Source organism: Pseudomonas sp. Choline-02u-1, from assembly GCF_002836515.1.
Lineage (GTDB): Bacteria > Pseudomonadota > Gammaproteobacteria > Pseudomonadales > Pseudomonadaceae > Aquipseudomonas.
This window is the reverse complement of sequence record NZ_PJBC01000059.1, coordinates 133,717-157,372: the sequence shown is the minus strand read 5'-3', so window position 1 is coordinate 157,372 and position 23,656 is coordinate 133,717. Positions and strand designations below refer to the sequence as shown.

Annotated in this window: 21 protein-coding genes; 9 read left to right on the top strand and 12 right to left on the bottom strand. The window is 59.2% G+C overall.

Features of this window, described 5'->3' with window-relative positions; genetic code table 11:
• Positions 1 to 168: 168 nt before the first annotated feature.
• From CXF97_RS16045 to CXF97_RS16020, 6 genes are all read right to left on the bottom strand, one after another.
• Positions 169 to 1,473 carry a CynX/NimT family MFS transporter gene (locus tag CXF97_RS16045; RefSeq protein WP_101159327.1) on the bottom strand — a complete coding sequence of 435 codons (1,305 nt, stop codon included), beginning with the start codon at positions 1,471 to 1,473 and terminating at the stop codon, positions 169 to 171.
• Positions 1,463 to 2,122, bottom strand: coding sequence for a FadR/GntR family transcriptional regulator (locus CXF97_RS16040; protein WP_101159326.1), 660 nt, complete (start codon positions 2,120 to 2,122; stop codon positions 1,463 to 1,465). The genes CXF97_RS16045 and CXF97_RS16040 overlap by 11 nt, the downstream gene beginning before the upstream one ends.
• Before the next feature lie 187 nt (positions 2,123 to 2,309).
• Positions 2,310 to 3,074, bottom strand: coding sequence for an amino acid ABC transporter ATP-binding protein (locus CXF97_RS16035; RefSeq protein ID WP_016771581.1), 765 nt, complete (start codon positions 3,072 to 3,074; stop codon positions 2,310 to 2,312).
• Between the two features lie 13 nt (positions 3,075 to 3,087).
• A complete protein-coding gene (locus tag CXF97_RS16030) occupies positions 3,088 to 4,182 on the bottom strand; it encodes an amino acid ABC transporter permease (RefSeq protein WP_042607719.1) in 1,095 nt (364 codons plus the stop codon).
• A gap of 10 nt (positions 4,183 to 4,192) precedes the next feature.
• A complete protein-coding gene (locus CXF97_RS16025; protein WP_101159325.1) occupies positions 4,193 to 5,374 on the bottom strand; it encodes an amino acid ABC transporter permease in 1,182 nt (393 codons plus the stop codon).
• Between the two features lie 66 nt (positions 5,375 to 5,440).
• Complete coding sequence (locus CXF97_RS16020; protein ID WP_016771583.1) at positions 5,441 to 6,472, bottom strand: amino acid ABC transporter substrate-binding protein; 1,032 nt, start codon at positions 6,470 to 6,472, stop codon at positions 5,441 to 5,443.
• A 468-nt stretch (positions 6,473 to 6,940) separates the two neighbouring features.
• On the opposite strand from CXF97_RS16020, the gene CXF97_RS16015 reads away from it, so the two are divergent.
• The 5 genes from CXF97_RS16015 (at position 6,941) to CXF97_RS15995 (ending at position 12,203) form a co-directional block, all read left to right on the top strand.
• Positions 6,941 to 7,597, top strand: a complete 657-nt coding sequence (locus CXF97_RS16015) for an alpha/beta hydrolase (RefSeq protein WP_101159324.1) — start codon at positions 6,941 to 6,943, stop codon at positions 7,595 to 7,597.
• A 96-nt stretch (positions 7,598 to 7,693) separates the two neighbouring features.
• Complete coding sequence (gene rhlB / locus CXF97_RS16010) at positions 7,694 to 9,172, top strand: ATP-dependent RNA helicase RhlB (RefSeq protein ID WP_101159323.1); 1,479 nt, start codon at positions 7,694 to 7,696, stop codon at positions 9,170 to 9,172.
• Between the two features lie 116 nt (positions 9,173 to 9,288).
• On the top strand, positions 9,289 to 10,233 hold the full coding sequence (locus CXF97_RS16005; RefSeq protein WP_101159322.1) for an ornithine cyclodeaminase family protein: 945 nt from the start codon (positions 9,289 to 9,291) through the stop codon (positions 10,231 to 10,233).
• Between the two features lie 131 nt (positions 10,234 to 10,364).
• A complete protein-coding gene (locus CXF97_RS16000; RefSeq protein ID WP_101159321.1) occupies positions 10,365 to 11,492 on the top strand; it encodes an FAD-binding oxidoreductase in 1,128 nt (375 codons plus the stop codon).
• An 84-nt stretch (positions 11,493 to 11,576) separates the two neighbouring features.
• Positions 11,577 to 12,203, top strand: coding sequence for a transcriptional regulator (locus CXF97_RS15995; protein ID WP_101159320.1), 627 nt, complete (start codon positions 11,577 to 11,579; stop codon positions 12,201 to 12,203).
• A gap of 83 nt (positions 12,204 to 12,286) precedes the next feature.
• Here CXF97_RS15995 and CXF97_RS15990 read toward each other — a convergent pair whose 3' ends face one another.
• The 6 genes from CXF97_RS15990 to CXF97_RS15965 all read right to left on the bottom strand — a co-directional run bounded on the left by CXF97_RS15990 (position 12,287) and on the right by CXF97_RS15965 (position 17,566).
• Positions 12,287 to 13,063 (bottom strand): ABC transporter substrate-binding protein, encoded by a 777-nt coding sequence (locus CXF97_RS15990; RefSeq protein ID WP_101159319.1) that lies wholly within the window; start codon positions 13,061 to 13,063, stop codon positions 12,287 to 12,289.
• Positions 13,064 to 13,301: 238 nt separating this feature from the next.
• Entirely contained in the window at positions 13,302 to 13,754 is a 453-nt protein-coding gene (gene moaE / locus CXF97_RS15985) for a molybdopterin synthase catalytic subunit MoaE (RefSeq protein WP_101159318.1), read from the bottom strand.
• Between the two features lie 3 nt (positions 13,755 to 13,757).
• The gene (locus tag CXF97_RS15980; protein WP_101159317.1) at positions 13,758 to 14,000 is read right to left on the bottom strand and encodes a MoaD/ThiS family protein; all 243 of its coding nucleotides are present in this window, start codon (positions 13,998 to 14,000) and stop codon (positions 13,758 to 13,760) included.
• On the bottom strand, positions 13,997 to 14,470 hold the full coding sequence (gene moaC, locus CXF97_RS15975; RefSeq protein ID WP_101159316.1) for a cyclic pyranopterin monophosphate synthase MoaC: 474 nt from the start codon (positions 14,468 to 14,470) through the stop codon (positions 13,997 to 13,999). Before moaC ends, CXF97_RS15980 begins: the two co-directional genes overlap by 4 nt.
• 240 nt (positions 14,471 to 14,710) lie before the next feature.
• Positions 14,711 to 16,105 carry a PhoH family protein gene (locus CXF97_RS15970; protein WP_024011685.1) on the bottom strand — a complete coding sequence of 465 codons (1,395 nt, stop codon included), beginning with the start codon at positions 16,103 to 16,105 and terminating at the stop codon, positions 14,711 to 14,713.
• Between the two features lie 336 nt (positions 16,106 to 16,441).
• Positions 16,442 to 17,566, bottom strand: a complete 1,125-nt coding sequence (locus CXF97_RS15965; protein ID WP_101159315.1) for a polysaccharide deacetylase family protein — start codon at positions 17,564 to 17,566, stop codon at positions 16,442 to 16,444.
• A 267-nt stretch (positions 17,567 to 17,833) separates the two neighbouring features.
• Here CXF97_RS15965 and yaaA point away from each other — a divergent pair, with 267 nt between their 5' ends.
• From yaaA to CXF97_RS15945, 4 genes are all read left to right on the top strand, one after another.
• Entirely contained in the window at positions 17,834 to 18,613 is a 780-nt protein-coding gene (gene yaaA / locus CXF97_RS15960; protein ID WP_101159314.1) for a peroxide stress protein YaaA, read from the top strand.
• Between the two features lie 809 nt (positions 18,614 to 19,422).
• Entirely contained in the window at positions 19,423 to 20,739 is a 1,317-nt protein-coding gene (locus tag CXF97_RS15955; RefSeq protein ID WP_016771595.1) for a nucleotide sugar dehydrogenase, read from the top strand.
• A 230-nt stretch (positions 20,740 to 20,969) separates the two neighbouring features.
• Positions 20,970 to 22,451: a mannuronan synthase gene (alg8, locus tag CXF97_RS15950; protein ID WP_371918389.1), complete on the top strand. Its 1,482-nt coding sequence runs from the start codon at positions 20,970 to 20,972 to the stop codon at positions 22,449 to 22,451.
• A gap of 35 nt (positions 22,452 to 22,486) precedes the next feature.
• Positions 22,487 to 23,656, top strand: coding sequence for an alginate biosynthesis protein Alg44 (locus CXF97_RS15945; protein WP_090281864.1), 1,170 nt, complete (start codon positions 22,487 to 22,489; stop codon positions 23,654 to 23,656).

Sequence of the window (23,656 nt, the reverse complement as noted above, 5' to 3'; positions counted from 1 at the left end):
TCTGCAAAGCGCAGAAACACTATCGGCATTCGCTTGCCGAATACCCGCAGTACACAAATCCAGTGTGGGAGCGGGCTTGCTCGCGAATGCAGTGGGTCAGCCAACATTGATGTGACTGACACACTGCCTTCGCGAGCAAGCCCGCTCCCACATTTGAAATCAGTGCATTCAGGTTCTTTCGCTTTGCACCTGCACATAAAGCGCCCGCCCGGCACCCAGCCCGGCAATGATCGCACCGGCGCCGATAATGCCGAAGATCCAGCCCAGCGCATTCCAGCCGCCGGTCCAGTCATGCACCACGCCCACGGCGAACGGTCCCATAGACGCCAACGTGTAACCGAAACCCTGCGACATGCTCGACAGGTTCGCCGCCACATGGGAATCGCGCGAGCGCAGCACGATCAGGGTCAGGGCCAGACTGAACGTACCGCCCTGCCCCAGCCCGAGCAGAATCGCCCAGCCCCACAGACCTTCGATCGGTGCGTACAGGCAGCCGAACAGACCGGCCAGGGTCAGCGCCATGACCACGACGATCGCCAGACGCTGATCCTTGCCACGGGTTGCCAGCCACGGCGCGGCCAGTGAGCTGGCCAGTTGAATGATCACCGAACCGGACAGCACCAATCCGGCCTGAGTCGGTGTCAGCCCGCGCCCGATAAGGATCGACGGCAACCAGCCAAACACGATGTAGGCCAGCGACGATTGCAGGCCCATGTACAAGGTCACTTGCCAGGCCAGCGGATCGCGCAGCAACCCGCGCACGCGATAAGCGACGTTGTGCGCGCCGTGCCTGGAGCCGACTTGCGGCAGCCAGAATACCGCTGCCACCAGCGCCGGAATCACCCAGAACCCCAGGCCCATCGCCCAGTTGTTGCCGAAATGCTCACTCAGCGGCACGGTCGAACCCGCCGCCATCGCCGCGCCCAGGCACAGGGCCATGGTGTAGACGCCCGTCATGGTGCCAGCGTGTTTGGCAAAATCGCGTTTGACGATACCCGGCAGCAAAACGCCGACGATGCCGATGCTGGCGCCGCCGAGCACACTGCCAGCGAACAGGCCGATCTCGCCGAAGTTACTGCGCAGGATAATCCCGCCAGCCAGCGTCAGCAGAATGCCCAACACCACCCGCTCAGCACCGAAACGCCGCGCCAGAATCGGCGCCAGCGGCGCAAACAAACCCAGGCACAGCACCGGCAACGTGGTCAGCAATCCCGCCTGCGCCGCAGACAGCCCGAGGCTCCTGGAGACCTCGCTGAGTAACGGCGCCATGCTCGACAATGCCGGGCGCAGGTTCAGCGCCACCAGAATCAACCCGAGCAGCAACAGCCATGGACGTTTTACTAACGGATGACTTTGCTGGACCTGCTCGTCATCAGCCTCGGCATCAATCAGCAACTCCTCCAGCTCAGGCGAGCGTTTCGACGTTGTGGATAACTCAGTGCGGGGCATGGTTTTCTCGGTTTCAAGGTTCATTGATCAGTTGCCTCGACAAGGCTTTGGCCCGTTCCGGGTCGCGTTGCTCGACCGCATCGAGCAACGCGATGTGCAAGTCGAACACTTCCTGACGGCGCGGGGAGATATTCAGGGTCTGACGCAATTGCGCGCCCACGATGCTGGAGAAGTAGCGATACAGCTCGCTGAGGGTCGGGTTGTGCGCGGCGTCGACCAGACGCCGGTGAAACACCAGATCGCAGGCGATGTAAGTGTCGAGGTCGCCATGGTAGTGGCAGCCACTGGTGCCGAGCGCTTCACGCAACGCCGCCAGATCCTCGTCGGTACGGCGCAGCGCCGCCAGGCCGATGGCCTCGACTTCGAGGATATGCCGGGTTTCCCGCGCCTGATCCAGCGAACACCGCGATAACGCTTTCAGCGTGTCGAGCGGATCGACCAAGGCGCGCAGATAACTGCCGTCGCCCTGACGGATTTCGATCAGGCCAGAAAACGCCAGCACGCGCATGGCCTCACGCACGGTGTTGCGGCTGATGCCCAGCTCGGCGCACAGCTCCGGTTCAGTCGGCAGCCGCTCACCGACCTGCCATGCACCGCTGTTGATGCGCTGACGCAGTTGGTCCAGAGCCTGGTCGACCAGGGATCGCTTGATCAAAGGGGAAATGTCGGACATGAACCTCGCCTTTTCATCCAATCATAGGATGAATTTTCCGACATGTTAGTCAGACCCGACGGCGCACACAACCTTGGGGACGCTCTGCTTATGGGCACGTTTTCGATCGGGCCCACGGGCGAAGGCAATAACCGCGCGCAAAAACAAACCCGGAACAGGTCCGGGTTTATTTCAGAGCGCAGTCAGATCAATGCAAAATCTGACTCAAGAACAACTTCGTCCGATCGTTTTGCGGATTATCGAAGAAGTCGTTCGGCGCGGCCTGTTCAACGATCTCGCCCTTGTCCATGAAGATCACGCGGTTCGCCACGGTGCGGGCAAAGCCCATTTCATGGGTCACACAAAGCATGGTCATGCCGTCTTCGGCGAGACCGATCATGGTATCCAGAACCTCTTTCACCATCTCCGGATCGAGCGCTGACGTCGGTTCGTCGAACAGCATGATTTTCGGCTTCATGCACAAGGCGCGGGCGATCGCCACACGCTGTTGCTGACCGCCGGACAATTGGCCCGGGTATTTGTGCGCCTGCTCCGGAATGCGTACGCGCTCCAGGTAATGCATGGCGATTTCTTCGGCCTTGCGCTTGGGCATCTTGCGCACCCACATCGGCGCCAGGGTGCAGTTCTGCAGAATGGTCAGGTGCGGGAACAGGTTGAAGTGCTGGAACACCATGCCGACTTCGCGGCGGATCGCTTCGATCTGCTTGAGGTCGTTGGTCAGCTCCACGCCATCGACAACGATGCGGCCTTGCTGGTGTTCTTCCAGGCGATTGAGGCAACGAATCGTCGTCGATTTGCCCGAGCCCGACGGCCCGCACAGAACGATACGCTCGCCCTGTTTGACATTGAGGTTGATGTCTTTGAGTACGTGGAACTGGCCATACCACTTGTTGACGCCCTGCATCTGGATAATGCCTTCAGGGCCCACAGGCTTTTTGATTGCTTCGCTCATTTACAGAGAACTCCTAACGCTTGTGGCCAGTGTCGAGCTTGCGTTCCAGATGCATGGAATAGCGCGACATACCAAAACAGAAAATCCAGAACACCAGGGCGGCGAACACGTAGCCTTCAGTGGCCATGCCCAGCCATTTCGGATCGGCAGCAGCTTGCTTGACGCTGTTGAGCAGGTCGAAGAGGCCGATGATGATCACAAGGCTAGTGTCCTTGAACAGCGCAATGAACGTGTTGACGATGCCGGGAATCACCAGCTTCAGGGCTTGCGGTAAAATCACCAGGCCCATCGAGCGCCAGTAACCGAGGCCCATTGCCGCTGCGGCTTCGTATTGGCCTTTGGGGATCGCTTGCAGGCCGCCGCGCACCACTTCGGCAACATAGGCCGACTGGAACAGGATCACCCCGATCAGTGCGCGCAGCAGCTTGTCGAAGTTCATGCCTTCGGGCAGGAACAGCGGCAGCATCACCGAGGACATGAACAACACCGTGATCAACGGCACGCCGCGCCAGAACTCGATGAAGGTCACACAGACCACGCGAATCGCCGGCATGTTCGAGCGCCGGCCCAGCGCCAGCACGATGCCCAGCGGCAACGCTCCGGCAATACCAACGGTGGCGATCACCAGGGTCAGCATCAGGCCGCCCCACTGGCTGGTCGGCACGGTGGTCAGACCGAAACCGCCATGCAGCAAAGTGAAGGCGATGATCGGGTACAGCACCAAAAAGCTCAGGCCGTAGACCGCTTTGCGCGGCATGCGCGAGATGAACAGTGGCGCTGCACCAATGACTGCCAGCCACACGGTCAGGTCAACGCGCCAGCGCAGTTCGGTCGGGTAATAGCCGTACATGAACTGGCCGAAACGCTGCTGAATGAACACCCAGCAGGCGCCTTCCTTGGTGCAGTCGGCGCGCGTGGTGCCGACCCAATTGGCATCGACGATCGCCCAGCTGAGGATCGGCGGCACGACGAGGTAGATCAGGTAGAACGCGAACAGCGTCAGCAGGGTGTTGAGCCAGCTGGAAAACATGTTCGCGCGCATCCACGCCACCACGCCGATGCTGCTGTTGGGTGGAGGCATGTCGGGTTTGAAAGTATGAGTACTCATGCGCTTTTCCTTACCGCTCGATCAGCGCAATGCGCTTGTTGTACCAGTTCATCAGCAGGGAAATGCTGATACTGATCGCCAGGTACACGCTCATGGTGATGGCAATCACCTCGATGGCCTGCCCGGTCTGGTTGAGCACGGTGCCGGCGAACAGCGAAACCATTTCCGGGTAACCGATACCGGCCGCCAGCGAAGAGTTCTTCGCCAGGTTCAGGTATTGGCTGGTCAGCGGCGGAATGATCACGCGCAGGGCTTGCGGAATGATCACCTTGCGCAGGGTCGGGCCGTTGCGCAGGCCGAGCGAACGCGCCGCTTCGGTCTGGCCATGGCTGACCGACTTGATCCCGGAACGCACGATTTCGGCGATGAACGCTGCGGTGTACACGGTGAGTGCGAGGGTCAACGCCAGCAGTTCCGGGATCAATACCCAGCCGCCGACAAAGTTGAAGCCCTTGAGCTCAGGCATTTCCCAATGCAGCGGAGCGCCGAAGATCAACGCACACAAGGTCGGGATCACCAGCAGGATCGCCAGGCCGGCCCAGAACTTGTGGAACGGCACGCCGGTTTCTTCGAAGCGCTTGTTGGCCCAGCGGGTCATCAGCAGGATGCCGACGATGGCCAGCACAATGCTGATCACGAAGGCCCAGAAGCCGTCAGCGGCCAGCGCGGCCGGCATGTTCAGGCCACGGCTGCTGACGAAGAAGGTGTCGCCGAAGTTGTGGCTGTTGCGCGGTCCCGGCATGGTCAGGAACACCGCGAAGTACCAGAACAGAATCTGCAGCAGCGGTGGAATATTGCGGAACACTTCCACATACACCGTCGCCAGTTTGGCGATGATCCAGTTCTGCGACAGCCGCGCTACACCGACGATGAAACCGAGAATCGTCGCCAGGATCACGCCGATAAAGGTCACCAACAAGGTGTTGAGCAGGCCGATGACAAACACCCGTGCGTAGCTGTCCGCTTCGGTGTAGTCGATAAGGGTTTGAGCGATGCCGAACCCGGCACTGCGCTCCAGAAAGCTGAAACCGGAGGTGATGCCCCGGTGCTGAAGGTTGGTTTGGGTATTGTCGAACAGGTACCAGCCAAGCGAGACCACCGCCACAACCGTGATGATCTGAAATAGCCACGCACGCACTCGTGGATCGCTGAGGCTGAGCCTCTGCTTTGGTGCGCCGATTGAATTTTGCATGAAGTGCCCCGGAAGAAATGGAACAAGAACATCACCCGGCGGTTGGCCCGCCGGGCGATAGAACCATTAGCGCACTGGTGGTGCGTACTGAATGCCGCCGTTGTTCCACAGGGCGTTCAAGCCGCGGTCGATTTCCAGCGGAGTGCTCTTGCCGAGGTTTTTCTCGAAGATTTCACCGTAGTTGCCGACTTGCTTGACGATCTGCACAACCCAGTCTTTCGGCAGTTTCAGGTCTTTGCCGTACTCGCCGTCAGCGCCGAGCATCCGGGCCACGTCCGGATTCTTGGTGGACTTGGCTTCAGCTTCGACGTTTTTCGAAGTGATGCCGGCTTCTTCAGCGTTGAGCAGCGCGTAGCCGACCCAACGCACGATGGCCAGCCACTCGTCGTCGCCGTTACGCACGACCGGGCCCAGTGGTTCTTTGGAAATGGTTTCCGGCAGAACCACGTAGTCCTTTGGCGAGGCCAGCTTGCTGCGCTGGGCGAACAGCTGCGACTTGTCGGAGGTCAGCACGTCGCAACGACCGGATTCCAGCGACTTGGCGCTTTCATCGGAGGTGTCGAAAGTGATCGGGGTGTATTTCAGACCGTTGCCACGGAAGTAGTCGGAAACGTTCAGCTCGGTGGTGGTACCGGCCTGGATGCAGATGGTCGCGCCGTCGAGCTCTTTGGCACTTTTCACGCCCAGCTTGTTGTTAACCAGGAAGCCGATGCCGTCGTAGTAGGTGATGAAGCCCGGGAATTTCAGGCCCATGCCCGCATCGCGAGAGCTGGTCATGGTGGTGTTGCGCGAGAGGATGTCGATCTCGCCCGATTGCAGCGCGGTGAAGCGCTCCTTGGCGTTCAACTGACTGAACTTGACCTTGTTGGCGTCGCCGAAAACGGCGGCGGCCACAGCGCGGCAAACGTCAGCATCGATGCCGAGGATCTTGCCGGTTGCATCCGGTACCGAGAAGCCTGGCAGACCGTCGCTCACGCCACACTGCACGAAACCTTTCTTTTGTACCGCATCCAGGGTTGCACCCGCCTGAGCGAACCCGCTGACGCCGAGTACTGCTGCTGCAGTCACGACCGCCAGAGTGGATTTCAACATCTTCATTCAAACCTCCAGTTTTGCTCTTGTTGTGTCGGAGCTTGAGTCCAGTCGCACCCTTTTGAGGCGTTGTTGACCCGTGTTGGCTTTTTTTGGGGTCAACCGACGTAAGACCTTCGCCATGAGTCTAGTAGGAGAAAATCCACATCATGGATCACTCACTTCTCACCAATCGGCCGAACGGGCTGTAGCCCTTTCACGTTCGCTAAGCCCGTAGCGGCCATTGGCGAACATCCATCACCGGATTCGTTGCTGTCCCATCGTGCGACGTGGACTGATAGTGTTACCGCCACGCGTAGGACGCTTCGTACGCAAACCTCCATAGCAAACGCCGTACCACACCGCTTGCCAAAGTGATTGCACGACACGTCAATAGCTAAACTTGTAGCCTTGCGACATCTTGTTAACGGATCAACCGGGCGCGCACTTCAATCACGCACTCAATGAGAGCGCCCGCACATTTTTGGAGCAGATATGACCGAGCCCTTGATTCTTCAGCCTGTTAAGCCTGCAGATGCCTGCGTAATCTGGCTGCACGGCCTCGGCGCCGACCGCTATGACTTCCTTCCGGTGGCCGAGGCACTGCAGGAAAGTCTGCTGAGCACACGTTTTGTGCTGCCGCAGGCGCCGACGCGTCCGGTGACGATAAATGGCGGATATGCCATGCCCAGCTGGTACGACATCAAGGCCATGAGCCCGGCACGGGCAATCGATCTCGACGAGCTGGAAGCCTCGGCGGATCGCATCATTGAACTGATCGAAAACGAGCGCGCCAGCGGAATAGACGCCTCGCGGATTTTTCTCGCCGGTTTTTCCCAAGGCGGCGCCGTAGTGCTGCACACCGCTTTTGTGAAGTGGCAGGGGCCGTTGGGTGGCGTTCTGGCGTTGTCGACTTATGCGCCGACGTTCAGTGATGAACTGGAATTGTCCGCCAGCCAGCAACGCATTCCGGTGCTTTCATTGCATGGACAATTCGATAACGTGGTGCAGAACTCGATGGGCCGCAGCGCTTATGAGCATCTGAAGAAGCATGGTGTCACCGTGACATGGCAGGAATACCCAATGGAGCACGAAGTGTTACCTGAAGAGATTCGCGACATTGGCGTCTGGCTGAGCGAACGCCTGCGCTGATTTGCGGCCAATCCCTGCCCTTTGATCCCTCCTACTACGCCGCGCCCGTTTCTTGCATTACACTGGCCGGCGTACATTCCTTAACCAATTGATGAGATGACCGTGCTCAAAGCACTCAAGAAAATGTTCGGTAAAAGCGAGGCTGAGCAGCTCGCGCCAGTTCCCAGTGCGCCGTCGCACGCCCCCGGTCATCGCACCGATGCCCCGCAGGCCGACCGCCCCGCTCCCGCAGCCGCACCGACGCCAGAAGAAAAACCCGTTACGGCCGCGCCAATCGCCGCCGAGCCTGCGCGCAGCGAAGCGCCGAAACCGGCCAGACCGCGTCGCGAACCGAAGCCCAAGGCACCGGTGATTCCATGGAAACTCGAAGACTTCGTCGTCGAGCCACAGGAAGGCAAGACCCGCTTTCACGATTTCAAACTCGCCCCGGAACTGATGCACGCCATCCAGGATCTGGGCTTTCCGTATTGCACGCCGATCCAGGCGCAGGTGCTGGGCTTCACCCTCGCCGGCAAAGACGCCATCGGCCGCGCGCAGACCGGCACCGGCAAAACCGCCGCGTTCCTGATCTCGATCATCACCCAGTTGCTGCAGACGCCGCCGCCGAAAGAACGCTACATGGGCGAGCCGCGCGCGCTGATCATTGCGCCGACACGCGAACTGGTGGTGCAGATCGCCAAGGATGCCGCTGACCTGACCAAGTACACCGGCCTCAACGTGATGACGTTTGTCGGCGGCATGGATTTCGACAAACAGCTCAAGCACCTCGAAGCGCGCCACTGCGACATCCTTGTCGCCACACCGGGCCGCCTGCTCGACTTCAACCAGCGCGGCGACGTGCACCTGGACATGGTTGAAGTGATGGTGCTGGACGAAGCCGACCGCATGCTCGACATGGGTTTCATCCCGCAGGTGCGGCAGATCATTCGGCAAACCCCACCGAAGTCGGAGCGCCAGACTTTGCTGTTCTCCGCGACCTTCACCGAAGACGTGATGAACCTCGCCAAGCAATGGACTACTGACCCGGCGATCGTCGAAATCGAAATTACCAACGTCGCCAACGAGAACGTCGAACAGCACATCTATGCCGTGGCCGCTGCTGACAAATACAAACTGCTCTACAACCTGGTCAACGACAACGGCTGGGAGCGCGTGATCGTGTTCGCCAACCGCAAGGACGAAGTGCGCCGCATCGAAGAGCGTCTGGTGCGCGACGGCATCAACGCCGCGCAACTGTCCGGCGACGTGCCGCAGCACAAGCGCATCAAAACCCTGGAAGGTTTCCGCGAAGGCAAGATCCGCGTGCTGGTGGCCACTGATGTCGCCGGTCGCGGCATTCACATCGACGGCATCAGCCATGTGATCAACTTCACCCTGCCTGAAGTGCCGGACGACTACGTGCACCGCATCGGCCGTACCGGTCGCGCGGGGGCCGATGGTGTGTCGATCAGCTTTGCTGGCGAAGACGACTCGTATCAGTTGCCGTCCATCGAAGAGAAACTCGGTCGCAAGATCAGCTGCGAAACGCCGCCGACGCATCTGCTGCGCGCGGTTGACCGCAAGCGTCCGCAATAAGCGTCGCGGTATGAAAAAGCGCAGCCGGAAACGGACTGCGCTTTTTTTATGCCCGATGGTTGCTCGCCAGAACTAAAAGTCCATAATGGAAAAATAAGTTTAGTTTTGGAGCAAAAATGTCCAGCACCCCCTATGTGATCAATCAAGCTCAGGCCCGTGAGCTCCTGGCATGCATCGATGTGCCGGAGATTCTGCGCAAACTGTTCCGCGATCTCGCGGCCGGTAACGCCGTGCAGCCAGCTCAGCAGTTGGTGGACTTTCCCAAGGGTGCTGGCGACTTCATCAATTATCTCGGTGTGCTGGCCGAGGACGGCGTCTACGGGGTGAAGACTTCGCCGTACATCGTTCGTGAGCAGGGTGCGCTGGTGACGGCGTGGACCCTGTTGATGTCGATGCAAACCGGCCAGCCGCTCTTGCTCTGTGATGCCGGTGAACTGACCGTCGCGCGCACGGCTGCAACCACGGCGGTAGCGGTCGATGCACTCGCGCCGCTGAATGCTCAGCGACTGGCGATCATCGGCAGCGGCAAGGTCGCTCAAGCGCACCTGCATTACGTCAGATCCGTGCGCGACTGGCAGAGCATTACCCTTTATTCCCCTTCGCTGATGGAAGATGCCGAAACTCAGGCCGTATTGAAGGCCATCGCGCCGCCATTGAAGATTGCCGATAGCCGCGAGTCCGCCATCGCCGACGCGCAGGTGATCATGCTCTGCACCTCGTCGGCCGGGCCGGTGATTGATCCTGCCGAATTGAGCAAACCGGCGTTGATCACCTCGATCAGCACCAACGCCCCACGCGCGCATGAGGTGCCGCCGGGCAGCCTCAACGACATGCAGGTGTTCTGCGACTATCGTCTGACCACCCCGGCGTCTGCGGGTGAGATGTTGATTGCGGCTGAGCAGCATGGCTGGAACAAGGAGTCGATTGTTGGCGATCTGGCGGATTTGCTCAGCGAGAAGACTGCACGGCCCGATTACCATCGGCATGTATTTTTCCGTTCGATCGGCTTGGGCCTGGAAGACATTGCGCTCGCCAATGCGGTTTATCACCTGCACCACTGACACCACATGTCCCCTGTAGGAGCTGCCGAAGGCTGCGATCTTTGATCCTGTTTTCAAGATCGAGATCAAAAGATCGCAGCCTCGTTTCACTCGACAACTCCTACAGAGTTCTCGATAGCCCTGGAGTTTTCATGAACCACGCAGATTTCATCATCATCGGCGGCGGGATTGCCGGCGCTTCCACCGGGTTCTGGCTGGCCCCGCACGGCAAAGTGATCGTGCTCGAGCGTGAATCTCATCCGGGCTATCACTCCACCGGTCGTTCCGCTGCGTTGTACACCGCCGCCTACGGCACCGCACAGGTACGCGCACTGACTCAGGCCAGCCGCGCGTTCTTCGACCACCCGCCGAGCGGTTTCTGCGAGCATCCGCTGCTGACCCCGCGCGGTGAAATGACCGTCGATTTCATCGGTGACCCCGCCGAACTGAACAACCAATACCTCAGCGCCAAAGCCACCGTGCCGCAGATGCAATTGCTCACTGCCGAAGAAGCCTGCGCACGCCTGCCGATTCTGCGCCGGGACAAAGTCCACGGCGCGATCTATGATCCTTCGGCCTGCGACATTGATACTGATGCGCTGCATCAGGGCTATCTGCGCGGGATTCGGCGCAACCACGGCGAAGTCCGCACCGATTGCGAAGTGCTCGGCCTGAGTCGCGATGCCGAAGGCATCTGGCACGTGCAAACCAGCGGCGAGACTTTCAGCGCACCGGTGCTCATCAATGCCGCCGGCGCCTGGGCCGACAGGATCGGCGCTTTGGCAGGCGCCCGGCCGCTGGGCCTGCAACCGAAACGTCGCGCTGCGTTTATCTTTGCCGGTCCTGAAGGCGTGGATATTCATCATTGGCCGATGCTGGTCAGCCTCGACGAATCCTTCTACATGAAGCCCGACGCCGGTATGTTCCTCGGCTCGCCGGCCAATGCCGATCCGGTCGAACCGCATGACGTGCAGCCGGAAGAACTCGACATCGCCATGGGCATCTACCAGATCGAAGAAGCCACCACGCTGACCATCCGCCGCCCGACGCGCACCTGGGCTGGCTTGCGCAGTTTCGTCGCTGACGGTGATCTGCTCAGCGGTTTCGACCCGCAGGTGCCGGGGCTGTTCTGGGTTGCTGCGCAGGGCGGTTACGGCATTCAGACGTCACCGGCGATGGGCCAGGCCAGTGCGGCGCTGGTGCGCGGCGAGCCGCTACCCGAGCACCTGCACGAATTCGGCCTGGACAGCGCCATGCTCTCCCCCGCTCGACTGACTTGATCGCATCGACTCATCCCAGAGATTGCGGCACACTCGCAGCGCCCCGGCACAAGGGGCGCTGACGCTGCCTGGAGCTCCACTGTCATGACTGCCCCCGAATTCGACCCGGCGCTGGATAACTTCCGCGCCATCGCCGACGCCATCGCTACGCTGTTCTTCCCTCATGCCGAGGTGGTGCTGCACGACCTGCGTACGCAGAAGGTCGACTACATCGCCAACAACCTGTCCAAGCGCGAGATCGGCGACGACTCGTCGCTGGAAGACATGCTCAGCGAGGATGTCAGCGACAGGAACATCGGCCCGTACGAAAAGCTCAACTGGGACGGTCAGAAAATTCGCAGCCTGAGCACCGTGTTGCGCGACGGCGAAAGTCGTCCGCTGGCGGTGCTGTGCATCAACCTCAACATCTCATTGTTCGAAAACGCCAAAGCGGCGCTGGAACTGTTCCTGTCACCGAGCAAACTGATTCCGCAACCGGACTCACTGTTTCGTGATGACTGGCAGGAACGCATCAATACCTTCCTCCACGCCTGGCTGCGCGAGCGGCAGTTGAGCCTGAACCTGCTGACCCGTGATCACAAACGCGAACTGGTATTGGCACTGCACGCCGAAGGGGCGTTCAAGGGCAAGAGCGCCTCGAACTATGTGGCCAATGTGCTGAACATGGGCCGGGCGACGGTGTACAAGCATTTGAAGGAATTGAAGGGCTGAAAATCAAAAGATCGCAGCCTACGGCAGCTCCTACAGGAGAACGCATTCCCATGTAAGACCTGCCGAGGGCTGCGATCTTTTTATCAGTCGCCGTAGATATCGGCCTTGAAATACCTTTCGGAAATCTTCTGATACTCGCCACTCGCACGAATCCCGTCGATGGCGCTGTTCAGCTGGCTGACCAGTTCGGCATTGCCCTTGCGCACCGCAATCCCGGCACCTTCGCCGACGTACTTCGGATCCTTCAGCTCCGGCCCGACAAACGCATAACCCTGGCCGCGCGGCATCGACAGAAAGTCGTTGAGCGGGATGGTGTCGGCGAAAATCGCATCGAGGCGCCCCGCCGCCAGGTCCATGTAGATCTCTTCGTTGTTGCTGTAGCGCTTGACGTTGATGCCCTTGGGTTCGAACACCTCGGTGGCGAAACGATCGGTAGTGGTCGCGCGTTGCACGCCGACGTTCTTGCCCTTGAGGCTGGCGTATTGATCGTCGACACTGGCGCCCTCTTTCATCACCAGACGCGAAGAAGTGAAGTAATACTTGTGGCTGAAATCCACCGACTTCCTGCGATCTTCGTTGATGGTCATCGACGACAGCGCCATGTCGATCTTCTTCACTTTCAACGACGGAATCAGGCCGTCGAACTCACCCTCGACCCACGCGCACTTGACCTTCATCTGCGCACACAGGGCATTGCCGATGTCGTAGTCGAAACCGACGATTTCACCTTTGTCGGTTTTCGAAGCGAACGGCGGGTAAGCGGCTTCGATGCCGATGCGCAGGGTTTTCTCGGCGGCGAAGGTGCTGGCGCAAGCCAACAGACTGAGGGCCAGACCGGTGACGAGGGGGAGTTTCTTCATGTTCGTTCTCTCGCGAAGTTGTGAAGAGCAGCGGAAAGACAGCAGTCTTTTTTTGTACTTGTAAATCCATACTGGACTTAGATGTACAAATCGTCAATCAGGCAAAGAGAGAGGATTTTTGGTGTTTCGCAAGGCCCCATCGCGAGCAAGCCCGCTCCTACGCTGGATCGGCGAACGACTCAGATCCAAGGTGGGAGCGGGCTTGCTCGCGAAGGCTTACGGGAGAACACCACAAGAATTACTGCTTCCAGCGATCCGCAGCCGCATGATCACTGTCGCGCCCTTCAACCCAGCGCGGGCCGTCGCTGGTGTTTTCTTTCTTCCAGAACGGTGCGCGGGTTTTCAGGTAGTCCATGACGAAGGCGCAGGCATCGAACGCGGCCTGGCGATGAGCGCTGGCGGCGCCGACGAAGACGATCGGCTCGCCCGGCTCCAGCGCGCCGACGCGGTGCAGCACTTCCAGTTTCAACAGCGGCCAGCGCTGCTCAGCTTCGACAGCGATCTTGCCGAGGGCTTTTTCGGTCATGCCCGGATAGTGCTCGAGAAACATCCCGGCCACGTCGCGGCCGTCGTTGAAGTCGCGTACATAACCGACAAAACTCACCACCGCGCCGACGCCGACATTAGCCGCATGCATCGCATTGACTTCAGCACCGGGATCAAACGGTGCCGCCTGCACGCGAATCACCATGGCTCAGCCTCCGGTCACGGTGGGGAAAAAAGCCACTTCGTCACCATCGACCACTGGCTCGTCGAGTTGGCAGAGATCTTCGTTGCGCGCGCACATCAGGTTCTGCTCGCTCATCACCTCGGCGCCATCACGTTGCGCCAGCAATGCGCGCACATCGTCGATGGTGTTGAAATTGCCTTCTACTTCCACCGAATCCACGCCCAGCGCTTCACGGTAACGGGCAAAAAACTTAACGGTCAGTTTCATGGCTGCTCCGCCTGGAAGTGGCCGCTTTTGCCGCCGACTTTCTCCAACAGACGCACGCTTTCGATGGTCATGCCACGGTCGACGGCTTTGCACATGTCGTAAATGGTCAGGGCGGCAACGCTGGCGGCAGTAAGCGCTTCCATTTCGACGCCAGTTTGCCCGGACAACTTGCAGCGGGCGACGATGCGCACACTGTCATTACCCTCGGCGTTGAGTTCGACTTTCACACCCGTCAGCATCAGCGGATGGCACAGCGGAATCAGATCGCTGGTTTTCTTCGCCGCCTGAATCCCGGCAATGCGTGCCACGGCGAACACATCGCCCTTGGGATGACCGCCGCTGACGATCATCTGCAGGGTTTCAGGAAGCATGCGCACCAGCGCTTGAGCGGTCGCTTCACGGAACGTCACGGCTTTTTCAGTGACGTCGACCATGTTGGCGCGACCTTGGGAATCGAGATGAGTCAGCACGGGATTACTCCTGATCAGGAGCGTGGATTGTAAACCTGTGGGTCAGATGTCTGCGAGCGCGATCACCGCCCCGACGCAAATCCCTGTGGGAGCGGGCTTGCTCTCGAAAGCGGTGGATCAGTCACCTTTGAGATGGCCTGACATACCGCTTTCGCGAGCAAGCCCGCTCCCACATCTGATTTTGCATTCAGGCATAAAAAAACCGGGTGGCTTGAGGGCCGCCCGGTTTTGGGTGAAGGGTTACAAATGCGACTCTGCGTATTCAGCCAGAATCGAGCGAGGCACCCCTTGCAGGGTGATGTGCACACCGTTGGGGAAATCCTTGAAGCGTTCGGTCAGGTAGGTCAGCCCGGAGCTGGTCGCGGACAGGTAAGGCGTGTCGATCTGCGCCAGATTGCCCAGGCATACCACTTTGGAACCGGCGCCGGCACGAGTGATGATGGTTTTCATCTGGTGCGGCGTGAGGTTCTGGCATTCGTCGATCAGGATCAGGCTCTGCTGGAAGCTGCGCCCACGAATGTAGTTGAGCGATTTGAACTGCAGCGGCACTTTGCTGAGGATGTAGTCGACGCTGCCATGGGTGTTTTCGTCATCCATGTGCAAGGCTTCGAGGTTGTCGGTGATGGCGCCCAGCCAAGGCTCCATTTTTTCCGCTTCGGTGCCGGGCAGGAAACCGATTTCCTGGTCCAGGCCCTGCACGCTGCGGGTGGCGATGATGCGGCGATAACGTTTGCTGACCATGGTCTGCTCGATCGCCGCGGCCAGCGCCAGAATGGTTTTGCCGGAACCGGCGGCGCCGGACAGGTTGACCAGATGAATGTCCGGATCAAGCAGCGCGTACAGCGCCAGACTCTGATAGATGTCGCGCGGCTTCAGCCCCCACGCCTCCTGATGCAGCAGCGGTTCCTGATGCAGGTCGAGGATCAGCAGCCTGTCTTCCTGGATTTCCTTGATCCAGCCGACAAAGCCCTGCTCGTCAATGATGAACTCGTTGATGTGCACGGCCGGCAGGTTGTCGATCAGTTGCACCTGATGCCAGGTGCGGCCGTGGTCCTGCCGGGTTTCGACCTTGCTCACGCGGTCCCAGAAGGAGCCGGTCATGTTGTGGTAGCCGTTGGGCAGCAGGGATACGTCATCGACCAGTTGGTCGGTGCTGTAGTCCTCGGCGTCGATGCCACAGGCGCGCGCCTTCAGGCGCATGTTGATGTCTTTGGTGACCAGCACTACCGGTTTCTGCGGGTCGCGGGTGTGCAGATCAATCAGTTGGTTGATGATTTTGTTGTCGTTCAGGTGCTCGGGCAGAATCAGGTTCGACTCGGCCTGCTTGCTCATCAGAATTGACAGCAAGCCCTTCGGCCCGCCCTTGCCGCGCTGGATCGGCACGCCCAGTTCGACGTCCTCGGGGGACGCATCGCCCAGGGTCTTATCGATCAGGCGGATCGCCTGGCGGCATTCGGCGGCCACGCTGTGGTGGCCGCTCTTGAGCTTGTCCAGCTCTTCCAGCACGGTCATCGGGATGGCGACGTGGTGTTCTTCGAAATTCAGCAGGGCATTTGGATCGTGAATCAATACGTTGGTATCGAGTACATACAGGATTGGCTGGTTGGAGGAAGGGCTGCGTCCGTGATCATCCATACTCGGTCACCTTTGTGGGAGCCATTCGACGCAATACCTTGACAGTGCTGCGCCTCGAGGTGACTGCCGATTCATCCACGAGGGCCTGGATGAACTGCACACAGTAGGAGTCTGGGAAGACGCCACCTGTGTTGCAGGTTTCGGCGGTCTGTCTTCGTAATACTCCAAAACCGATGACATAAAAAAGCACTTTGACGGTTTTTTTAAGTTTATTTTGCAGAGTGACGAAAAGCCCTTGGCGGACTCCCCGGACACCGCTAAAGTCGGAAGTCCGCCTGCATCGAACCCCCTACAAAAATCACCCCAAACCCAATGTTTTCGGGCCCTTCGTCTTTCTCAACGAAAGGCGTCCTGACAGTCTTCCCACCCAATGCCGCTCTGCGCAGTCTGGGTGATCAGCCACGGCAGCGACGTCTTCACTGCATCCTGTTTCATGTTGAAATTGATCACCCCGTGCCGCCACAGCAGCATCAGGGTCAACACCCGCTGCGCGCTTGCCGGGCCCTTGAGCTTGCCGGCACCGTCCTGGGCATCGATGTCCCACAGCGCTACTTGCAAGCCCTGGCTATTGAAGAAACCTTGTGCGTCACTGCGGCGCTGGCCATCCGGTGGACGGAACAGCGGCACGTAGTTTTCCGGCAACTTGTTCTTCACCAGATCGGCACTGCGCCGTACCGAATCCTGCCAGTCCTGCCAATGGCTGTGGGAGCGGAACTCCCAGCCCTGGACGCCAACGCACTGCCGGGAAAAGCTCGCCTGCAGACTGCTGACCGAACGGCCAGCGAGTCGTGCCTGAATATCCTTGCCCAGCACAAAGAACGTTGCGCTCAGATTGGACTTGCGCAGGTACTCGGTCAGCCAGTCAGTATTGTCCGGTTGCACGTTGGCGCCGCTGTCGAAGGTCAGCAGAAACAGTCGGTCGTGCATCTCGTCGCCGTTACGCTCGTAGTCGCCGAAACGATCGAACTCATTACTCGTTTGCGGTGACAGCGCGGCCTTGCGCATCAACTCGTCGAGGTACTGCAAATGGAAGATCCGGCTCGGCTCGGCCCACTTGGTGTAATAGCTGTCGTCGCTGACCACGAACTTGGCCGCTTGCTCACGCAGGGTCGGCAGGTCTTCGACGAGGAAGCAGAACGAGGCGTCCTGATCGCAGCTTTGCTGGGCGTAGTTGTAGTTGGCCAGCAAGCGCTGCCAGAGACGTTGGCGCAGCTGATTGACCGCATCGGTATTGACCGTACGCAGCCCCAGGCGCTGGGCCAGTGCGGCCTCGTCGATGGATTCGGTACCGAGCAGACCGCGAGCGAACATGAGGATTTCCGCTCGCGATGCGACGTCGAACAGGGTCGGATTGCCGAGCTGCTCCGGCCAGGATGTGCGATCCAGCGTCGCCGCCTCACCGGGCGCCGCCACGGCCCCGAAGCTCAGCAGCCACGCGGTAAACAAAAGAACAATGCGCAAAGGGATGTCTCCATAACAAAACCCGCGCGGCACTATATCGCGGGTGGATCAAAAGAAAGATCAAAAGATCGCAGCCTTCGGCAGCTCCTACCTGTCCCCCATTGGATTCATTGCGGTTTCATGTCGTGCGCAATCTGTAGGAGCTGTCGAGCCCCGGCGAGGCTGCGATCTTGTTCCATGACACCACCGATCACCTATCATGCTCATAGCTGGAGTCAACAAGAACAACCCCCTAGAATCGCCCCCACGATTAAAGGAGACGACTTCATGCTGATGGTGATTTCCCCCGCCAAGACCCTCGACTATGAAACACCGCCGGCGACCCAACGCTTTACCCAGCCGCAGTACCTCGACCATTCGCAGGAACTGATCCAGCAACTGCGCGAACTGAGCCCGGCGCAGATCAGCGAGTTGATGCACGTGTCCGACAAGATCGGTGGCCTCAACGCCGCGCGTTTTGGCAGTTGGACACCCGCCTTCACCCCGGAAAACGCCAAGCAGGCCCTGCTCGCATTCAAGGGCGATGTGTACACCGGCCTGGACGCGCAGTCCTTCAGCGAAGCGCAATTCGACTACGCGCAAAAGCATCTGCGTATGCTCTCCGGCCTTTATGGACTGCTGCGCCCGCTGGACCTGATGCAACCTTATCGTCTGGAGATGGGCACCAAACTGGCCAACGGCCGTGGCAAGGATTTGTACGCGTTCTGGGGCACACGCATCAGCGAATGGCTGAATGAGGCGCTGGCTGAGCAAGGCGATGATGTGCTGCTCAATCTGGCTTCCAACGAGTACTTCTCTGCGGTCAAGCGCAGCGCGTTGAATGCGCGAATCATCAACACGGAGTTCAAGGATCAGAAAAACGGCCAATATAAAATCATCAGTTTCTATGCGAAGAAAGCACGCGGTCTGATGAGTCGTTTTGTGATTCAGGAGCGCATCAACGACCCCGTTCAGCTCAAGCAATTTGACGTGCAGGGCTATCGCTACAGCGCCGAGCAATCGAAACCTGACAATCTTGTGTTTTTGCGCGACCACGCCCCGGAATAAAGCATGCCCAATGCACGACTCTTTCCATACAGAGTCGTGCACATCGCACGATGTCAGAAATCCCCCGCCACATTTCGCCAGTTTAATGGCGCCAAAAAAATACCCCTGTCTTTTCTAAGATTTCTTTCACTCGACACTCGTCAGTTTTTTCAGTAGTGGCACCTAAATTTTTTTGCAGTAGTGGCACAAAACTATCGAGCACGCTTTTAGCCCCAGAACTAAAGGGCGAAATAGCAAGTGCTATCAATTTGCATCCAGTGCCATCTTTATCAATATTTCAAAAAATTTCGGCTGGCACGATGAGCGGGCTGGAACTATGTCCAAATGCGTTGCTCATACCACCGGTAACGATTCTCGCCGAGTTTGTACGAGATAACTTACGCAGAGCTGATAGCCATGTAACCAAGTTGTCACAGCAACTTGCCTGAGTGACTAACGAGTCTCAAAACAATCGAAGGACAGGAGATACGCACCATTAATATCCCCTACAAAGGCCAAGGCCGCGCCCCTATAAACGTGCTCGCCTGAGCACCTAACTGCTTGATTTAACGGCTCCCTACCGGACGTCGAGCAGGCTACACGACAGCACTAGAGTCTTCCCGCACGGAAGATCGGCTGCATAACAGGGCAAGTCATAACAACAAGGCCTAGTTGCGCACATCTTGAGTGCACTTATTAGACACTCGGAACTTTGTATGCCTGCACACGGCATTGTGGCGCCTGTAAGCCGCACTTCCGAGTGCACTAGTGACCGCTGAACACCATTAACTCCGGCCTTCTAAGGCCTGATATATACAGAGGTAATTGCGATGCGCATCAGCATATTTGGTTTGGGTTACGTTGGCGCAGTATGTGCCGGTTGCCTGTCTGCACGGGGCCATGACGTAGTTGGCGTCGATGTTGCCAAAGACAAGATCGACATGATTAACGCCGGCAAATCGCCGATCGTTGAACCAGGCCTGGGCGAACTGCTGCAGCAGGGTATCCAGACCGGTCGTCTGCGCGGCACGACCAACTTCGCCGAGGCGATTCGTGATACCGACCTGTCGATGATCTGCGTCGGCACGCCGAGCAAAAAGAACGGCGATCTGGAACTGAACTACATCGAGGCCGTGTGCCGCGAGATCGGTTTCGTCCTGCGTGAAAAAACCACCCGCCACACCATCGTCGTGCGCAGCACCGTGTTGCCAGGCACCGTGGCCAACGTGGTCATCCCGATTCTGGAAGACTGCTCCGGCAAGAAAGCCGGCGTCGATTTCGGCGTTGCGGTCAACCCTGAATTCCTGCGTGAATCCACCGCCATCGCTGACTACGATCAGCCACCGATGACCGTTATCGGCGAGTTCGATACCGCGTCGGGCGACGTTCTGCAATCGCTGTACGAAGAACTCGACGCACCGATCATCCGCAAGGACATCGCTGTTGCCGAAATGATCAAGTACACCTGCAACGTCTGGCACGCGACCAAAGTGACCTTCGCCAACGAGATCGGCAACATCGCCAAAGCGGTCGGCGTCGATGGCCGTGAAGTGATGGAAGTGGTCTGCCAGGACAAGACCCTCAACCTGTCCCAGTACTACATGCGCCCAGGCTTCGCCTTCGGCGGCTCGTGCCTGCCAAAAGACGTCCGCGCCCTGACCTACCGCGCCGGTTCGCTGGACGTCGAAGCGCCGCTGCTCAACTCGCTGATGCGCAGTAACGAATCGCAAGTGCAGAACGCTTTCGACATCGTTGAAAGCCATGAAAAGCGCAAAGTCGCCCTGCTCGGTCTGAGCTTCAAGGCCGGCACCGACGACCTGCGCGAAAGCCCGCTGGTCGAACTGGCCGAAATGCTGATCGGCAAGGGTTACGACCTGAGCATCTACGACAGCAACGTCGAGTACGCCCGTGTTCACGGCGCTAACAAAGACTACATCGAGTCGAAAATCCCGCACGTATCGTCCCTGCTCAATTCGGACTTCGATTCGGTGATCGACAACTCCGACGTGATCATCCTCGGCAACCGCGACGAGAAATTCCGTTCGCTGGCTCAGGAAGCGCCGCAGGGCAAGCAAGTCATCGACCTGGTGGGCTTCATGTCCAAGGCCACCAGCGCCGGTAGCCGCACCGAAGGGATCTGCTGGTAAGCAGACATTGCGCGGCACCGCATACCGCGTCGCCGCGCACTGACTGTGTGAACCCGTGGTAGGAGCTGACGAGTGAAACGAGGCTGCGATCTTTACCGGGGTCACTTGAGTCGTGAGTGAACACCCAGAAGATCAAAAGATCGCAGCCTTCGGCAGCTCCTACAGTGGGCCATTGATGAGCCTGCCTTAACCCCATCGGGCCCAGCCCGAGATAGAGACGGATGCAGATTATGCACAGGCTAAAACACGGCCTACTTCAGGCCGCCGGTTGGCTGTTTTACCTAAGTTTGTTGATGGGCCTGGCCTTGATGCTGCCCACGTCCACATTCGACTCCGAGTCGAAGGACTTCATTTTCCTGATTGGCGCCGTGGGTATCTGGCGCTACTCGATGGGTGCAACGCACTTTGTGCGCGGCATGATTTTTCTCTACATCGTCTACCCGCACCTGCGTCGCAAAGTACGCAAGCTGGGTAAAGCGGCCGACCCGTCGCATGTATTTCTGATGGTCACGAGCTTTCGTATTGACGCGCTGACCACCGCGCAGGTCTACAGCTCGGTGATCCGCGAAGCCATCGACTGCGAACTGCCGACCACCATTGTCTGCTCGATCGTGGAAATGTCCGACGAGCTGCTGGTCAAGGCGCTGTGGGCGCGGATGAATCCGCCGGAGCGGGTCAAGCTCGACTTCGTGCGTATTCCCGGTACCGGCAAGCGCGATGGTCTGGCCTTCGGTTTCCGCGCGATCTCCCGTCACCTGCCGGACGACCGTGCAGTAGTGGCCGTGATCGACGGCGACACCGTGCTCGGCGAAGGCGTCGTGCGCAAGACCGTGCCGTGGTTCCAGCTGTTCGGCAACGTCGGCGGCCTGACCACCAACGAATTCTGCGAAGTACGCGGCGGCTACATCATGAGCGAATGGCACAAGCTGCGTTTCGCCCAGCGCCACATCAACATGTGCTCGATGGCCCTGTCCAAGCGCGTACTGACCATGACCGGTCGGATGTCGGTGTTCAAAGCGTCCGTGGTGACCAACCCGGAATTCATCGCCGACGTTGAAAGCGACTCGCTGCAGCACTGGCGTCTGGGCCGCTTCAAGTTCCTGACCGGTGACGACAAGTCGAGCTGGTTCAGCCTGATGCGCCTGGGTTACGACACCTTCTACGTGCCGGACGCCGCGATCAACACCGTTGAGCATCCGCCGGAAAAGAGCTTCATCAAGGCCAGCCGCAAGCTGATGTTCCGCTGGTACGGCAACAACCTGCGCCAGAACTCCCGTGCACTGGGTCTGGGTATCCGCCGCCTCGGCGTATTCACTTCGGTGGTGCTGTTCGACCAGCGCGTGTCGATGTGGACCTCGCTGCTCGGCCTGACCGTCGCACTGATCGCCAGCTTCAAGTACGGCACCGCGTTCATCCTCGTGTACCTGCTGTGGATCGGCATCACCCGCCTGATCCTGACGCTGTTGCTGTCGTGTTCCGGTCACCGTATCGGCCCTGCTTACCCGGCGATTCTGTATTACAACCAGATCGTTGGCGCCCTGGTGAAGATCTACGTGTTCTTCCGCCTCGACCAACAATCCTGGACTCGCCAGCCCACATCCCTGACCCGTGATCTCGCCAGCTTTCAACGTTGGTTCAACACCTGGTCGTCTCGGACCATGACCTTCTCCGCCGGCAGCATTTTTGTCGCCGTGCTGCTGATGATGGTCTGACCCGCTCCTATTGAATTAACAAGGAAATCGCCCCTATGAATACCGCCGTCAACGTCAACGTAGTGCATGAATCCGAAGCCCAGCGCCAGCACGCTCGCGTGAAAATCCCGGCCAAGCTGCGTTTCTTCGGCCCTGACCGGACTCCGGTCGAAGCGCGGGTATTGGACCTGTCGGCTGGCGGTCTGGCGTTCAACGCCGGGCAGATGCCGCTGACCATCGGCGAGGTGTACAAGGCGCGTCTGCAATTTGTCATCGACAACCTCGGCCTGGCCATGGACGTTGAACTGCAGGTGCGTTCCTTCGATCGCGCCACTGGCCGCGCCGGTTGCCAGTTCCAGAACCTCGAGCCGCAGGACATTTCCACCCTGCGCCACTTGATCACCTCGCACCTGGCCGGCGACATCGTCAGCATCGGCGAAGTGCTGGCGACCCTGCAGCGCGACAACTTCACCAAGGCGCGCAAGAACAAGAGCAACGACACCGGCATGACCGCGTTCGGCCGTCTGAAAGCCGTGACGTTCAGCGCCGGCATCTTTGCTGTTGGCCTGGTCGCTGCCGGTTTCATCTTCAAGTCGGTGTACGGCATGTACTTCGTCAGCCACGCGCAGGCCGGTCTGGTCAGCGTGCCGGGGATGAACATCACCATGCCGCGCGATGGCACCGTGCAGAGCCTGGTCAAGTCCGACGGTGTTGCCGCCAAAGGCGCCCCGCTGGCGACTTTCAGCACCAGCATGCTCGACGTGCTCAAGGGTCATCTGGCCGAAGACCAACTGGCCCCGGCCAAGGTTGAAGAACTGTTCGGCAAGCAAATGACCGGCACCCTGACCTCGCCGTGCGACTGCACCGTGGCCCAGCAACTGGTCGCCGACGGTCAGTACGCGAGCAAGGGTGACGTGATCTTCCAATTGGTGCCGCGCAACACCCAGGCCACCGTTGATGCACGCTTCTCCTATCGCCAGTTCGGCGATGTGCGTCCGGGTACGCCAGTGAGCTTCCAGATCGCCGGCGAAGACAAGACCCGCACCGGCAAGATCGTCAGCAGCACCAGCCTGAAGAGCGCCGACCTGTCCTCCGACATCCGCGTGCAGATCCAGCCTGACGAGCCGCTGGACAGCAGCTTCGCCGGCCGCCCGGTGGAAGTGAACAGCGACCGTGGCCCGAACCTGAACTGGCTGATCGACAAAGCCATGGCTGCCGGTCTTTAA